This window comes from Sulfuricella sp., from assembly GCA_041651995.1.
In the GTDB taxonomy this organism is placed as follows: Bacteria; Pseudomonadota; Gammaproteobacteria; order Burkholderiales; family Sulfuricellaceae; genus Sulfurimicrobium.
This window is the reverse complement of record JBAZID010000008.1, coordinates 82,607-97,138: the sequence shown is the minus strand read 5'-3', so window position 1 is coordinate 97,138 and position 14,532 is coordinate 82,607. Positions and strand designations below refer to the sequence as shown.

Below are 14,532 nucleotides of genomic sequence, written 5' to 3'. Positions count from 1 at the left end.
GCCCTGTTATCGGGAGCGGTATATCCGCAATCGAGCGGCGAATGTTAAAGGCGAAAGTTCCCTAAAAACATGCGGCATGGCGTCGCGCGGCAATATGCCGCACCGCGATGGGATCAGGAAGCAGGGTTAAGTAGCGGAAACTTGATCAGGATCATTTTTTATATCCAAAAATACTGCGCCTGCTGGGTTTGTTCCGGCCAGATTCCCAACAACAACGAGAGTTTTTACGCATTGCTGGTGTCCGTTATGGGAGGATTTTTGCGGTCAGGCTTCCCCTGCTTTCGTTTCAGCCTGTGCCAGCCAATCACGATTCCAGTACAACTCACCAAGAAGCCTCCGAGGCTCAGCACGATAAGAAGCACGTCCCAAAGCGGGCGCCGGTCCAGCAGGGGCATCCAATCCCAATTGTGCAAAAGGGTGAAGAGCCAGCGTTTGACTCGCTGGTACGTGTCCAGTTTTCCGACGACAGTTCCGGTGTAGGGATCAAGATGCACCCAGGTCGAATTGGGATCATCAAACTTCAAACGCATGACAGGCAGGCGTCTATCCATGTGCCCAAGCATTGCCTGAGAAGCCCGGGGGTAATAGTAAAAGTCATACTCGCGAAGAATTTCGCTGCTTGCGATTCGAGCGCCCGGAATCAGCCGGGCCCCCGCCAATTCCAGACGGTCCAGCGGAAACATGGCAAGAGGGGGCTCATCCTTTGAGACGGGAATGATGCTTGTCCGGTTACTGCCGTCAAAAGCGATAAGGTAGCCCTTGCCGTCGAATATTCGCCACTCGATTTCGCGCGCGGGTCTGTCTTGCAATTGGGGGTTTTTCAGAAGTCCATGCAAATCGACCGGAAAATTTTCCGCCTCGATTGCACCGCCGGAATACGCCAGTTCATTCAGAGGTTTCCCTCCGGAATCAAATACTTTCCATGGGTTCATCGACATCAGCCCGCTAAAAATCCAGGTGATTGCAAATACCCCGAAAGCCAGGCCAAACAGATGATGCCAGCGCATGAACGGTGCGCGGTAAGGAGATTTTGATGAATTGCTGTAACACCCTGTGAACCGCCATCGCATTACGCCGATTACGAGCCCGCTGACAGCCAGAACCGTCGCAAGCAGGGAGGTATACACGACAATGTCGTGCCAGTGCTTGTCAAGCGCACCACCCCGAAATGGGTAGAGGAGATGTATCCAGGCCCCAACCCAATTCCAGCCCCGCTCAACCGCGGTTGCGTCACGAATGACCTCTCCGGTGCGTGAGGAAACGTAAAGCATCGTTGCGTCTTCATCCTGCACCTCGATTCGATGCAACGGGCGGTGTATATCAAGAGCCTTTGAGTGAGTCCATGCGTCCTCCTGAACCAGATCCAGATACTTTACTTTCTGCCCTTTCGAAAAAACAGAGGCCGCTTCAACCGCTTCAGATGCTGATATGTCGTTTATCCCTTTTCCATTCTGCGCATTGACCGAAACGACTCGCTGTTTGTCGAATGTGAAAATGAAGCGTGGCACGTCGGCAACCGACGTCAAGCGTACTCCTTTCGGATTCTCGTCTTTCCCGGTTGCCGCCATTGCTTCGCCAAGGCTTATGCAACAGCCTGTCGAATCAAGAGCCGGCAAGCGCTCTAGTCGCTCCGAAGCGGAGAGTTTGGGATAGCCCACATACATCATGACGACGCCAGAAAGGAACCACATTGCCATAAACAGGCACAATGCGATTCCAAGCCAGCGGTGCGTCAGAAAGAGGTAGCGCTTCACAACCGACTTGCTCAGAAGTTGCCTTGGTAGGCAACTTCAAATGTGCGCGGCGCCCCGAGATAGAACATGGGCGATCCCGTGACCGATGCAGCGTACACCTCGTCGGTCAGATTACGGATACGGGCTGTCAGGCTGCTGTTCTTCTGGAGCCGGTAAGACGCAAAAGCGCCGTACAGTGTATAGGCCGGGTCGCTGATGGTATTTGCGGTGTTGCCATAACGCGACGATACATAGCGTGCATCGATGCCCGCCTGCCACTCAGGGGTGAAGCTGTAAGTCAGCCAGAGATTGGCGACGCGTGCGGGAACGTTGGTTGGCGTGTTGCCTGCGCGCGAAACCGCAACAGCACCCACTTTTTCCATGAAGTCATCGTACTGCGCGTCGACAAAGGATAAGTTACCCTGGGCCGTCAAGTCACGGGTCACTTTCAGGGAGGCGGCCAGTTCAATCCCGCGTGAAGATTGCTGTCCTACCGGGATTGTTGTTCCCGGATTATTGGGATCGGTGATCGCAATATTTTTCCGTGTGATTTCGTAGGCTGCGATCGTGGCCACTCCTCGTCCCTGAAGGAAATCGAACTTACTGCCGACTTCAAGCTGATCGCCGGTGGTCAGGTCAAAATTCTGCACCTGACTGAAGCTTGCCGTCGTCAGGATGCCGGCGGGTGGGTCGGCGGCGGTGCTGTACTGGACGTAGGCGTTGGCTGTCGGGGTAATGTCATAGACCAGGCCGACACGACCGGTTGTCGGGCTATAGGTTTGCTTGAAGTACGCGGGGTCCGTCGCGGTAACGGTGCGATGATTGGTTACTTCAAGATCGATCTGATCATGCCTCAGCCCGGTAACCAGCGAAAGCGTGTTTGAAAGTTTCGTCCGGTTTTCGAGAAAAAGCGCGAGCGTTGTTACCTTGTTGCTCCGGTCCGGATTAAATCCCGGAATCATCCCCGGAATGCTGAAGAAAGACTCGGTGGTAAAGTTGATCGGGTCAACGGTGCTGACCGTCCCGGAAACTGAGCGTGGAAAACGGGTCTGGTTGTTGACGCTGTAGTCAAATCCGGCGGCCCAGTCCGAAGGCATGCCCGCGAGCTGGGATTTGTGCGTCAATTCAACCCGATCGCCGGTCAATTCCTGATCGTGGCGGGTCAGATATGCGGCAGACCGGATGACGGCCGTGTTGGTGGGGTTGTATTTGTAAACTTCCACGTTCCGGTAATCACGCAGGGCGTCATAGTGATAAAGCGTGTTACGAATCGAGGTGGCATCGGAAAAGTGGTAGTCGAGAAGCGAGCGCGTCCATTTCACTGTTTGCTCGTATATGCCGTCCGCCGAGTTGTAGTTCTCGAAGCGCGTGTCCGGATTGATGCGGCCATCGCCGGTGGTCGGATTCAGCAGCGGCGTTCCCCAATAGGGGCGGTCGACATTCTCGCTCTGATACTCCAGAGCCAGGGTGTGCGAAAGCCGTGGAGTAATGTCGGTCAACAATGAAAACGCGCTTGTCCAGGCCTCGCGCTTGTTTCCATCGACATACCCGTTTGAGGCGGAACGATTGACGTCCGCGCGCAAGTAGTTCTTTACCCCCTCACCACTCCCCAGCCGCCGGTTCACTCCGAGAGAAAGTTGGGTTGTGTCATATGAGCCGTAACTTGCACGCGCCTGTGTGAAGTCTCCTTCGCGACTCGCCAGCTTGGTGATGTAATTGATCGAACCGCCTACAGCGCCAGCTCCAAACAGGAAGGTGGAGGGGCCGCCAATCGCCTCGACGCGGTCGTAAATCCAGCTGTCGACCGGCCGGGCCGCAATCGCATCGTATTGAACCGTGATGCCATTGAATAGCTGGGTGAGCGATGATGCGCCGAACCCACGGTAAAACACGGAACCGGCAGACCCAGGAGGCGATGCGGCCGTGACACCAGGAATGCTTTTCAGAATTTCCTGGGTATCCGTGGCCCCCCGTTGCTCGATTGTGTCACGATCAACGATGGTGACCGAGGCCGGCGTTTCCCTCGGCGTAAGTCCAAGTCTGGAGCCGGTCGTCGATGGCTCGTCGATCAAGAGTTTTTCGCTGGAGACTGTGCTCTTGACTGTCACCTCGGGCAGCGTCACAACAGTATCCCCAATCGCTGGCTGGGCAAATACTCCTATAGGCAGTGTGCCCAGCAATGCAACAGCGAGTGGTTTGATGCTGAATTTTGCAGGATTTCTTCTCGTGTGGGTTTTGACACGATCGCCATAGGCAATGACACTCCATACTGCTCCGGCATAAACATCCGCGATAAGGCGGCTGCTGGGTTTTATGTTGGGCATTTTTTTCTCCGTAAAATTAGCGTTATTTTGTGGATGTGCATATCCTTATTTCAAGCGTCGCATGTTAAAGGCGAAAGTTCCCTAAAAAAATGCGGCATGGTGCCGCGCGACAACAAGTCGCATGTTTTTGGTGCGCTTGCGGGAGCGGCGTTAAGAAAACTTGATCAGGATCATTTTTCTGCTGCCAGGATTTGCCCCGTGCTACTTATTGGCGCAGTATGCCCCGGTTCATCTCCGCCAACTGCCGCTGCCATTTTTCCCACTGCGCATGGTTGTGATGCATGGTGTGATGCTTGCGGTTCATGGCGAACCATTTTTGCGCTTCCGCTTCATTCACGGCCACGCCTTCACCGCGCAGGTACATCAGGCCGAGGTAGTATTGGGATTCCTGGTCGCCCTGCTCTGCCGCCTTGCGGTACCATCTCATGGCTTCGACAGGGTTCTGTGCCGCGCCATCACCGTCCTGCAGCATGCGCGCCACGTTGTACTGGGCATCTGCCTGCCCTTTTTCGGCCAGGCCCAGCCAGATCTTGAAAGCGGTTTTGTAGTCCTGTTGCCGGTGCGCAGCAGCGCCGCGGTCAAAATCCTCTTCGGTGCCGGCATGGGCGGCTGTTGCACCCAGAGCGAGTAGAAGTGGTACAAAGGCAAGCAGGCGGGCAAGGCGGGGCGGGATCATTTTGGCTATCTCCTTAATCTGTGCAGGTTGATTGGCAAGCGGAAATCATAGCGGGGTCGGGGTATAGGCAAAATATGACCTGATGCCGCGTGACAAAATGCCACGGCGCACAAAGCCTGGCCTTGAGATTACAATTCACCCGTTTTTAGCGGAATCCAAGCATGTTCGGACAAGACGCGCCCATGCCGGCGCCCTCAAGCAGCAATTTGCGTCGCATCCTGGTGCTGCGCAGCTTCATGATCGGCGGCCTGCTGCTGGCCGGGGTGCTGGCTGTCCGGGTGCTGGAATTGCCTTTGCCGCTGCCGCCCCTGTTTGCGGTGATCGCCCTGCTGACGCTGGTCAACCTGTTTAGCTTGTGGCGCTTGCGCCAGCACTGGCCGGTGGCGGACGCAGAGTTTTTTGCCCAGTTGCTGGTGGACGTGCTGGCCATCACGGTGCTGCTGTATTACGCCGGCGGCTCGACCAATCCGCTGGTGTCCTTCTACCTGGTGCCGCTGGTGATTGCCGCGATCACGCTTCCCGGCATGTATACCTGGTCCATGGCGGTGCTCACGGCGGCCTGCTATACCCTGCTGATGTTCAACTACTATCCGCTCATGCCCAGGAATGGCGATTTCAACACGGCGGTCTATCTGCACCTGACCGGCATGTGGCTGACCTTCGTGCTCTCCGCCTTTCTGATTGCCTTTTTCGTGGTGCGTATGGCCAATGCGGTCAAGGAGCGCGACCGGGCGCTGGCTGCGGCGCGCGAGGAGACCCTGCGCAACGAGCGCATCGTGGCGCTGGGAACGCTGGCGGCCGGGGCGGCGCACGAGCTGGGAACGCCGCTGGCGACCATGGCGGTGGTGACTACCGAGCTGCAGCAGGACTATGCCGCCGAACCGGCGCTGGTGGAAGATCTGCGCCTGCTGCGGCAGCAGGTGGACAACTGCAAGCACATCCTCTCCAACATGCTCGCCGCCGCCGGGCAGGGACGGGCCGAGGATGCGGCGGCACAGCCGCTGAACCATTACTTCGACGATCTGCTTGAGAAATGGCAGCTGGTCAGACCCGGTGTGGCCATGGAAGCCGAGTGGCAGGGGGCCCTGCCTGCGCCGAGGATCATCGCCGACCAGACCCTGACGCAGGCCTTGATCAATCTGCTCAACAATGCCGCCGATGCCTCGCCTCACAGCGTGGAAATCCTCGGCCACTGGCAGGACAATGAGCTGCGGATGGAAATCCGCGATCGCGGGCCGGGCCTCGCGCCGGAAGTGCAGCAGCGGGCGGGGCAGCCTTTCTTCACCACCAAGGGCCACGGCTTCGGCATCGGGCTGTTTCTTGCCAACGCGACCATCGAGCGCTTTGGCGGCAAGGTGCTGCTGACCAACCGTGAGGGTGGCGGCGCGCTGACCCGGATCTCTTTACCCCTGACTAAACTGCTGATCAAACCATGACCAACGAAACCCAATTCCCGAATGACCACCCCAGCCTGTTGCTGGTGGATGATGACGAAACCTTCTGCCACGTGCTAAAGAAGGCGCTGACGCGGCGCGGCTTCGACGTGACGGTGGCGCATGAGGTGGAAACGGCACTTTCCCTGGCCGAATCCAGCCCGCCCGAATTCGCCGTGGTGGACCTGAAAATGCCCGGTCCGTCTGGCCTGGTGCTGGTCAAGCGCCTCAAGGAGCTGGACGAGGAAACGCGCATTGTCATGTTGACCGGCTTCGCCAGCATCGCGACCGCGGTGGAAGCGATCAAGCTGGGCGCGACCCACTATCTCGCCAAACCGGCCGATGCGGACCAGATCATTGCGGCGTTCGAGCGCGAGGGCGGCGACGAGGAAGTGCCGGTCACGCCCCAGCCGCTATCCGTGGACCGCCTCGAGTGGGAACATATCCAGCGCGTGCTGGCGGAGCACCAGGGCAACATTTCAGCTACGGCGCGTGCACTGAAGATGCATCGCCGCACTCTGCAAAGGAAATTGTCGAAGCACCCGGTGCGTGAATAGCCGGAAAGTTGCGTTAGAATTCTCGGCGGCGGTTCCTTACCCCTGCACCGTGCCGAATTTTCTGCTGCAATTATTTTGGTGTAATTCATGGATGCAACCGCCTTTTCTTCCCGCCTGACCGCCTTTGCCTGCGGCTTCACCGCGCTGTCCGGTGTCCTGGTGCTGCTGGGATGGACGCTTGGCATGCCCGCACTTACCGTCTTCATCGCCGGTGGGCCGCCCACCCCCGTTCCCACCGCCCTTCTGCTGCTGACGAGCAGTGCTGCCCTGTGGTTGTTGCGCCAGCGCCAGCGCCAGTTGCTGGCGCTGGCCGCGGCGCTTGGGGCTGCGGTGCTGGTACTGGGCGTGCTGGGTCTGACGGAAACCGGTTTGGGTATTCAGGAGACGGTTTCGCGCCTGTTCCTGGCTGCGCCCACGCAGGCCGCGACGCACATGCTGCCCCATGCGGTACTGGCTTTTATCCTGCTGGGCGCGGCCTTGCTGCTTCTGGGCGGGGCTGGCGCGCGCCGGGCTTTTTTTGCCCAGGCGCTGGCGCTAGCCGTGGTGGCTATCGCGCTCCAGACCATGATGGGCGTTGTTTTCCGCCTGAATGCGCTGCCTGCCGGCGACGTGGCGCCGGGCATGGCTTTCCCCGCATCATTATGCTTTCTGCTGCTGGGCGCGGGCGCGCTGTTCCTGCGCTCCAATGAAGGGCTGGCGGCCCTCCTGCTCGGCAAGGGGCCGGGAGGCGCGCTGCTGCGCTTCGTCGTGCCGGTGGTGCTGCTTGTAGGTAATGGCTTGATCCTGCTTGCCATGGTGGGCATGGGGTTCAGCTATTATGGCGAGCGCCCGGAGAGCGCGTTGCTGGCACTGGCATGGGTGAGCATAATCATGGCCATGTTTTTTGTGCTGGGCATTTACCTGAACCGCAAGGGCGAGGCGCTGGCCCTGAGCGAGCAGCGCTATCGCGTTGCGGCGCAAGAACTGAAACTGGCCAACCAGCTCATGGAGCGGATTTTTTCCAATATCCACGTGCTGGTGGCTTATTTCGACACCAGCTTCAACTTCATCCGCGTCAACGAAAACTACGCTGCGGCCGACCAGCAGCGCACACCTGATTTTTTTGCGGGAAAAAACCACTTTGCACTTTACCCCAATGCCGAAAATGAGGAAATTTTCCGGCGCGTACTGGAAAGCGGCGAGGCCCATGTTGCCCATGCCAAGCCATTCGAGTATCCGGGCCAGCCCGAACGGGCAATGACCTACTGGGACTGGAATCTCACGCCGGTCAAGGGAGATGATGGCAAGGTCGAAGGGCTGCTGTTGACCCTGGCCGATGTGACCGAGCGCGAGCAGTTGCAGGCCCTCGACACGCTGTTCAATGAAATCGATCAGCAGGTGCTGCACGGCCTGCCGCTGCCCCGCCTGCTCGAATTCATCTGCGGCGAGGTGGCGCGCCTGCTGGGCTACCAGTTCGTCTGGATCGGCCACAAGGAGGGCGGCGGGGAAATTTCGATTGCCGCGAGTGCCGGGCTGGGCGAAGACTATCACTTCGAACTGGAAAAAACCGCTACGCGCTGGGATGACACCCCCCAGGGCCGCGGCCCCGTGGGCCTGGCCATCCGTCTGGGCCAGACCCAGGTTATCCATTGCTCTGACCTGGCCTGCCTGCCATGGCGTGCGATGACTGAGCGCTTTCACCTTAAAGCCGCCATGGCTATCCCGCTCATCACCCGTGGCGAGGTGTATGGCGCTTTCACTCTGTATTCACGGCATGAACAGGCTTTCGACGACCCCGTCATGGCACAACGCCTGGGCATGATTGCCGGGCGCATCTGTGCCGCACTGGAAAAAGCCATGGACCAGCAGCAACTGCGCCTGCTGGGCACGGCCCTGGCTTCCGCCAGCAACGGGGTATTCATCACCGACCGGCGCGGGCGCATCCAGTGGCTGAACCAGTCCTTCACCCGAATGACCGGCTATCCGTCACAGGAGGTGCTTGGCGAGACCCCGCGCATTATCAAGTCCGGCAAACAGGACGCTGACTATTACCACAAGCTTTGGCAGACCATATTGCAGGGCGAGGTGTGGAGCAGCGAAACCGTCGAGAAGCGCAAGGATGGCTCGGAATTCATTGCCCTGCAGACCATCACGCCGATCCGGGGCGCGGATGGCGAGGTGACGCATTTCATTTCCATCCTGGAAGATATCAGCGAGAAGAAGGCCATCGAGGCGCGCATCCAGCATCTGGCCCATTATGATGCCCTCACCGATCTGCCCAACCGCCCCCTGTTCTACGACCGGCTGACGCAGGTGGTGGCGCAGGCGCGGCGCGCCAGGCACGGGGCCGGGCTGATGTTTCTCGACCTCGACCACTTCAAGGAGGTGAACGATACCCACGGCCACCATATTGGCGATCTGTTGCTGCAGGAAGTAGCGCTGCGCATCCGCGCCTTTGTACGCGAAACCGACACCGTGGCGCGCCTGGGCGGGGATGAATTCACCGTGCTGCTGCCCCTGGTTGCGGACCGGGCGTGCGCTGCCATCGTGGCGCGCAAGGTTATTGCGGTGTTTGGCGAACCCTTCCTGCTCGACGGCCTTGAACTGTGCATCAGCACCAGCATCGGCATCGCTCTTTATCCGCTGGACACCGATGATTGCGACCAGCTGGTGAAATATGCCGACAGTGCGATGTACCAGGCCAAGCAACAGGGACGCAACAACTACTGTTTCTTTGGGGCCTCGTCCGAATCCTTGTAGCCGGTCAGCATCGGCCGCACCAGGTCTTCGCCCTTGAACAGCCGGTGCGCCACAATCGAAGCCACATGCACCACCACCAACGTCATCAGCACGTTGAAGCTGCCTTCGTGGAGCTCCGTCAGTATGTCGCCAAGCTGTTCGGACACCAGATGCCGCAGCGGCCCGCTGGTCATCACATCGTCGCTGGAAAACAGGCCGGTGATGCCCTGCAGCGCGAGCGTGGCGAGCAATGCAACGATCATCCAGCCACCCAGCGGGTTGTGACCAAGGTAGCGCGGCGCGGCATTGGCACGCAGCGCGCGCGCATATTCGAGGGTCGGCCCCACGCCGCGCAGGAAGCTGCTGAAGCGTGCGTAGCGGCTGCCAGCCAAGCCCCACAGCAGGCGAAAGGCCACCAGGGCGAGAATGGCGTAGCCGCCGAGAAGGTGAAATTCCAGCAGTTCATCACTGAATTCGCCGCTCAGCCACTGAAAAGCCAGCAGCGCCACCAGGCTCCAGTGGAACAGCCGGGTCGGCAGATCCCAGACGTAAATTTTGGTCATGGCCATTACTCCATTGATCTAAAAAACCTTAATTCGAAACCACGGAGGGCACGGAGAACACGGAGAAGGGCAATTTACAGCCTTTTATTACCTCATCCAACGGGTGAATGCCCAGAAATGCACAATTCATTATTTTTACTCCGTGCTCTCCGTGCCCTCCGTGGTTAATTGAGTTTTCAGGTTGATTGCTCTTCGGGCGGCATCGTAGCCCATTCTGGTATTATCGCGCCATGTTAACGATCCAGAACCTGATTTACTTCCAGAGCGGCACCCCGCTGCTCAACAATGCCAACCTGCAGATCTTTGCCAGCCAGCGCGTCGGCCTGGTGGGCAAGAACGGCTGCGGCAAGTCCACCCTTTTCCGTCTGATTCGCGGCGAGATCCGGCCCGATGGCGGCGAGATCTCCTTCCAGCAGGGCAAGACCCTGGCCTTCGTGGAGCAGGAAATCGACAACTCCGGGCGTGCCGCGCTGGAATTCGTGCTCGATGGCGACAGCGAGCTGCGCCGGCTGGAGGGCGTATTGGCCAAAGAGCCGCATGATGCCGCCTGGTTCGAGGCCCAGCATCGCTTCGAGGCCATCGAAGGCTACGCCGCGCCCTCCCGTGCCGCGCAATTGCTCAACGGGCTGGGGTTTTCCAATGAGCAGCTGACCCGCCCGGTGACGAGCTTTTCCGGCGGCTGGCGCATGCGCCTCAACCTGGCCCGCGCCCTGATGCGCCGCGCCGATCTGCTGCTGCTGGACGAGCCCACCAACCACCTCGATCTCGAAGCCATTCTGTGGCTGGAACAGTATCTCGCGCGCTACCCCGGCAGCGTGCTGCTGGTATCCCACGACCGCGAGTTCCTCAATGCCTGCGTCAACCGCATCGCCCATGTGCACGACCAGATCATTGATCTCTATAGCGGCAGTTATGATGACTTCGAGCGCACCCGCGCCGAACGGGCCATGCAGCAGAATCAGGCTTTTGCGCAGCAACAGGAGAAAATTGCGCATCTCGAGGACTTCATCCGCCGCTTTCGCGCCAAGGCGAGCAAGGCCAAGCAGGCGCAAAGCCGCGTCAAGGCGCTGGAGCGGCTGGAACGCATCGCCCCGTCACACGTCGATCACGGTCATTTCGAACTTGAAATCGAAGCGCCGGAACGCAGCCCGGACACGCTGCTCAAGCTGGAAAAAGCCAGTTGCGGCTATGACGGCAAGGTCCTGCTGGAAAACATCAATCTGGTGCTGCGCTCCGGTGCGCGCATCGCCCTCTTGGGCCCCAACGGGGCGGGCAAGTCCACTCTCATCAAGCTGCTGGTGGGCGAGTTGCAGCCTTCGGCGGGCAACCGGGAAGCCGCGCCAGAACTGCGCATCGGCTATTTCGCCCAGCATCAGCTTGAGCACCTCGACAGTACCGCCACGCCACTGGAACACCTGATCAGAATCGCGCCACAGGCCACGACACAGGATTTGCGCAATTTTCTCGGCCGTTTCGGTCTGGCGGGCGAGCGCGATGACCGGCCAGTGGAAACCTTCTCCGGCGGCGAAAAAAGCCGCCTTGCGCTGGCCCTGCTGGCGTGGCAAAAGCCGCACCTGCTGCTGCTGGACGAGCCGACCAACCATCTCGATCTCGACATGCGCGATGCGCTGACCCTGGCGCTGGAAGAGTATGGCGGCGCGATGGTGCTGGTGTCCCACGACCGTAGCCTGATTCGCGCCACAGCGGACGAACTGTGGCTGGTGGCCGATGGCACGGCAGCACTGTTCGACGGCGACCTGGAAGATTACCGTTCATGGGTGGAAACGCGCCGTCAGGTTGATAAAGCCCCAGCGGCACTTGTTGCGCCGGAAAAGCCGCGGCGTGAGAATGCCCCGCGCAAAAAAGCCTTGCTCTCCCGGCAGAGCAAGCTGGAAACCGAATTGCACCAGGCGCAGGCCAGCCTGGCCGCGATCAATGAGCAGCTTGCCGATCCGGGGCTGTACCAGAACCCGGACCCCGCGCTGGTTCAAGGCCTGAATCAAAAGCGGGAGGAGCTGGAAACAAGGGTGGCGCAACTGGAAGAAGACTGGCTGGAACTGGAAATGGCGCTGGAAGAAGCTATTTGAACCTAGAAACCTCAGTTCGATAACCACGGAGGGCACGGAGAACACGGAGAAGCGGGGTAGGCAGGGATGGGCGACTTGTCGCCCAACTCGCAAAGGCGGTTTGCGGTCATATATGGCCTCACCCAAGGGGTGAATGCCAAACATCATGCAATCTTTGGTTTTTACTCCGTGTTCTCCGTGAACTCCGTGGTTAACTGCTTTTTATAGGTTGAATGGAAAGGCGATGATCGCCTTGGCCACCCACTTGTCGGGATTTTCGCTGGAGCCGTGCCCGATACCGAAATTGACATCGAAGTTCTTCTTTTCGACATCCATCACCGCGTAGAGGGCGTGACTGCGCTGATCAGCGGGCAGGATCTGGTGCAGCGGCCCATATTCGCCATAGTATTCGAAACCGGCATGGATGCCCGCGGAGACTTTGCGGGTGACTTTCAGGCCGGGGTCGAACTGGGGTGCGCGGCTGACGTTATTGGACAGATCCATATCCACAACCGGGTTGAAGCTCAGCAGCCAGTCTTCGTCACGGTAGCCGATGATAGGGCGCAATTCCATGCCCCAGCGGCTTTCCGAAACACGTCGTGATGCATAGCCGAATTCGGTACTGAGCCCCCAGAAGAAACGGGTGCCCTCCTCGCTTGGTGCGATGTATTTCATGCGCAGCCTCAGGCCGTTGTTATACAGATTTCCATCCGGATCGAGCGCCATGGGCAGGTACAGGCCTGCTTCCCAGGTACGGGTCACGCCGTAGGTAAATTCAGGCGTGGCCTGCAGCATGTGATGGCCCGGTTTTTCGCCCTCGTAGCTGGCCTCTTTTGCGCCCTTGAGGGCGTAATTGACGTGCAGTTCCACGCCAAATTCACCTGGATTGCTCATCTCCTCGGTATAAACCTGGATTTCGTCCGGTGCCGCCACAGCACCGGGGGCGGTCAAGGTGATCAGGGTGATGGCAAGTGCGCCGCATGCATATCCCGCAAATTTCATTATCTGGCTCCCAATAAATTGTCTGTTAATGAGAACCATTATCATTTAATAAAATGAAAGATGCAATGCCGATTATTGCTGACGTGCTTGTGCATGCCTCGCCATAATCAGCAAGGCAATGAATACAATGGAAATAATTATGGCCGCAGCAGAAAATTGCCGCTACGGCGGGGAGGCAGGACTTACTTTTTGTGCAGGCTGTCCAGAAAGGACTGGCGGGCCTGATCGAGCTGGGTGCGGATGGAGCTTAGCCGGTCAGGGGGCAGTTCCGTCTCCAGTTGCCCCAGCAGGTTCAGACAATGGTCATTAAAAATTTCAAAGGCTCTGTTTACCGCATCCGATGAAAGCCAGTCCGGCTTGCGCGTCACTTCTGCTGTTGCCGCGTCCAGTGGCTTTACCACCATATAACGCGCCATGAAACGCTGCCTGCCGCTCTCGCCATGGGAAGCGACCAGCGGGCCGGTACGAATATATCTCTCCCCTTCCATCTCGAACTGCTGGCCAATATCCAGATCCACGAATTTCATATGTTTGATCCTGAGTGTTCATTTAAGCCTGCAAATCTCATTTCACCGCTTTTTTCAGATTAAGCAGCCATTTTAGCCTGTTCGAGCCACGAAGTTCGTTATGCCGGTTTTTTCGTACGGTATGTTAAATATATTCGACTATGTAAATGCTTATGCTTGCATTAAAATTCCTTATGCTTTGGCCTTGCACTCAATATTCTTGCAACGGACACCTTATGTCGCTGACAACCAGGATACAAAAAATGTCGGATATCGAAAAATTCGTTTCGGGCTTCAAACGCTTTCAGGGTAATTATTTCGGCGAGGATCGCAATTTGTATGAGCAACTCAAGCATGGCCAGCATCCGCGCGCGCTGGTATTGGCCTGCTGCGACTCCAGAGTCGACCCGGCCATTTTGACCGGCAGTGAACCGGGCGACATTTTCGTGGTGCGCAACGTGGCCAATCTGGTGCCTCCGCGCGAATACGGCGGCGGCTATCACGGCGTCAGCGCAGCCCTGGAGTTTGCCGTGTGCCATCTTGGGGTCGAGCACATCATCGTGCTGGGGCATTCGCAGTGCGGCGGTATCCGCGCGCTGATGCAGGATGCCGGAGAATGCGAAGGCTCGGAATATATCGCAAAATGGATGCGCATAGCCGAGCCCGTTCGCGAGAAGGTGCGCCGGGAATTGCCGGGGGAGAGCCTCGATCGTCAGTCCCATGCCTGCGAACAGGGGGCGATTCTACAGTCACTGGAGAATTTGTTGACCTTCCCCTGGATCGCACAGCGGGCCAGCACTGGCGACATTTCCATTCATGGCTGGTATTTCGATCTGGCTCACGGCGAACTGCTGGGGTATGACCCCACGGATAAAGTGTTTGCACCACTGAAAGAAGGCGAAGCATTCGCGGACAGCTTGCCGAAAGCCCCAGCCACAACGCCCGCATGACCTG

The 14,532-nt window shown here is 58.4% G+C and carries 11 protein-coding genes; 5 read left to right on the top strand and 6 right to left on the bottom strand.

Annotated features, from left to right (window positions below; translation table 11 throughout):
• Nucleotides 1-224: 224 nt before the first annotated feature.
• From WC392_11225 to WC392_11215, 3 genes are all read right to left on the bottom strand, one after another.
• Nucleotides 225-1,754 carry a PepSY domain-containing protein gene (locus WC392_11225; GenBank protein ID MFA5242933.1) on the bottom strand — a complete coding sequence of 510 codons (1,530 nt, stop codon included), beginning with the start codon at nt 1,752-1,754 and terminating at the stop codon, nt 225-227.
• Nucleotides 1,755-1,765: 11 nt separating this feature from the next.
• The gene (locus tag WC392_11220) at nt 1,766-4,057 is read right to left on the bottom strand and encodes a TonB-dependent receptor (protein MFA5242932.1); all 2,292 of its coding nucleotides are present in this window, start codon (nt 4,055-4,057) and stop codon (nt 1,766-1,768) included.
• A gap of 205 nt (nt 4,058-4,262) precedes the next feature.
• Entirely contained in the window at nt 4,263-4,733 is a 471-nt protein-coding gene (locus tag WC392_11215) for a tetratricopeptide repeat protein (GenBank protein ID MFA5242931.1), read from the bottom strand.
• Nucleotides 4,734-4,894: 161 nt separating this feature from the next.
• On the opposite strand from WC392_11215, the gene WC392_11210 reads away from it, so the two are divergent.
• The 3 genes from WC392_11210 to WC392_11200 all read left to right on the top strand — a co-directional run bounded on the left by WC392_11210 (nt 4,895) and on the right by WC392_11200 (nt 9,462).
• Nucleotides 4,895-6,169: an ATP-binding protein gene (locus tag WC392_11210; GenBank protein MFA5242930.1), complete on the top strand. Its 1,275-nt coding sequence runs from the start codon at nt 4,895-4,897 to the stop codon at nt 6,167-6,169.
• Nucleotides 6,166-6,723, top strand: coding sequence for a response regulator transcription factor (locus WC392_11205; GenBank protein ID MFA5242929.1), 558 nt, complete (start codon nt 6,166-6,168; stop codon nt 6,721-6,723). The genes WC392_11210 and WC392_11205 overlap by 4 nt, the downstream gene beginning before the upstream one ends.
• A gap of 87 nt (nt 6,724-6,810) precedes the next feature.
• Entirely contained in the window at nt 6,811-9,462 is a 2,652-nt protein-coding gene (locus tag WC392_11200; protein MFA5242928.1) for a diguanylate cyclase, read from the top strand.
• Here WC392_11200 and WC392_11195 read toward each other — a convergent pair.
• The gene (locus WC392_11195) at nt 9,426-10,004 is read right to left on the bottom strand and encodes a cytochrome b/b6 domain-containing protein (protein ID MFA5242927.1); all 579 of its coding nucleotides are present in this window, start codon (nt 10,002-10,004) and stop codon (nt 9,426-9,428) included. The two genes, WC392_11200 and WC392_11195, sit on opposite strands and share 37 nt — an antisense overlap.
• A gap of 230 nt (nt 10,005-10,234) precedes the next feature.
• Here WC392_11195 and WC392_11190 point away from each other — a divergent pair, with 230 nt between their 5' ends.
• Complete coding sequence (locus tag WC392_11190; protein MFA5242926.1) at nt 10,235-12,091, top strand: ATP-binding cassette domain-containing protein; 1,857 nt, start codon at nt 10,235-10,237, stop codon at nt 12,089-12,091.
• Nucleotides 12,092-12,292: 201 nt separating this feature from the next.
• On the opposite strand, the gene WC392_11185 is transcribed toward WC392_11190, so the two are convergent.
• The gene (locus WC392_11185; protein ID MFA5242925.1) at nt 12,293-13,072 is read right to left on the bottom strand and encodes a hypothetical protein; all 780 of its coding nucleotides are present in this window, start codon (nt 13,070-13,072) and stop codon (nt 12,293-12,295) included.
• 182 nt (nt 13,073-13,254) lie between these two features.
• Nucleotides 13,255-13,599, bottom strand: coding sequence for a hypothetical protein (locus WC392_11180; GenBank protein MFA5242924.1), 345 nt, complete (start codon nt 13,597-13,599; stop codon nt 13,255-13,257).
• A gap of 242 nt (nt 13,600-13,841) precedes the next feature.
• Here WC392_11180 and WC392_11175 point away from each other — a divergent pair, with 242 nt between their 5' ends.
• Entirely contained in the window at nt 13,842-14,528 is a 687-nt protein-coding gene (locus WC392_11175; GenBank protein MFA5242923.1) for a carbonic anhydrase, read from the top strand.
• Nucleotides 14,529-14,532: the final 4 nt, after the last annotated feature.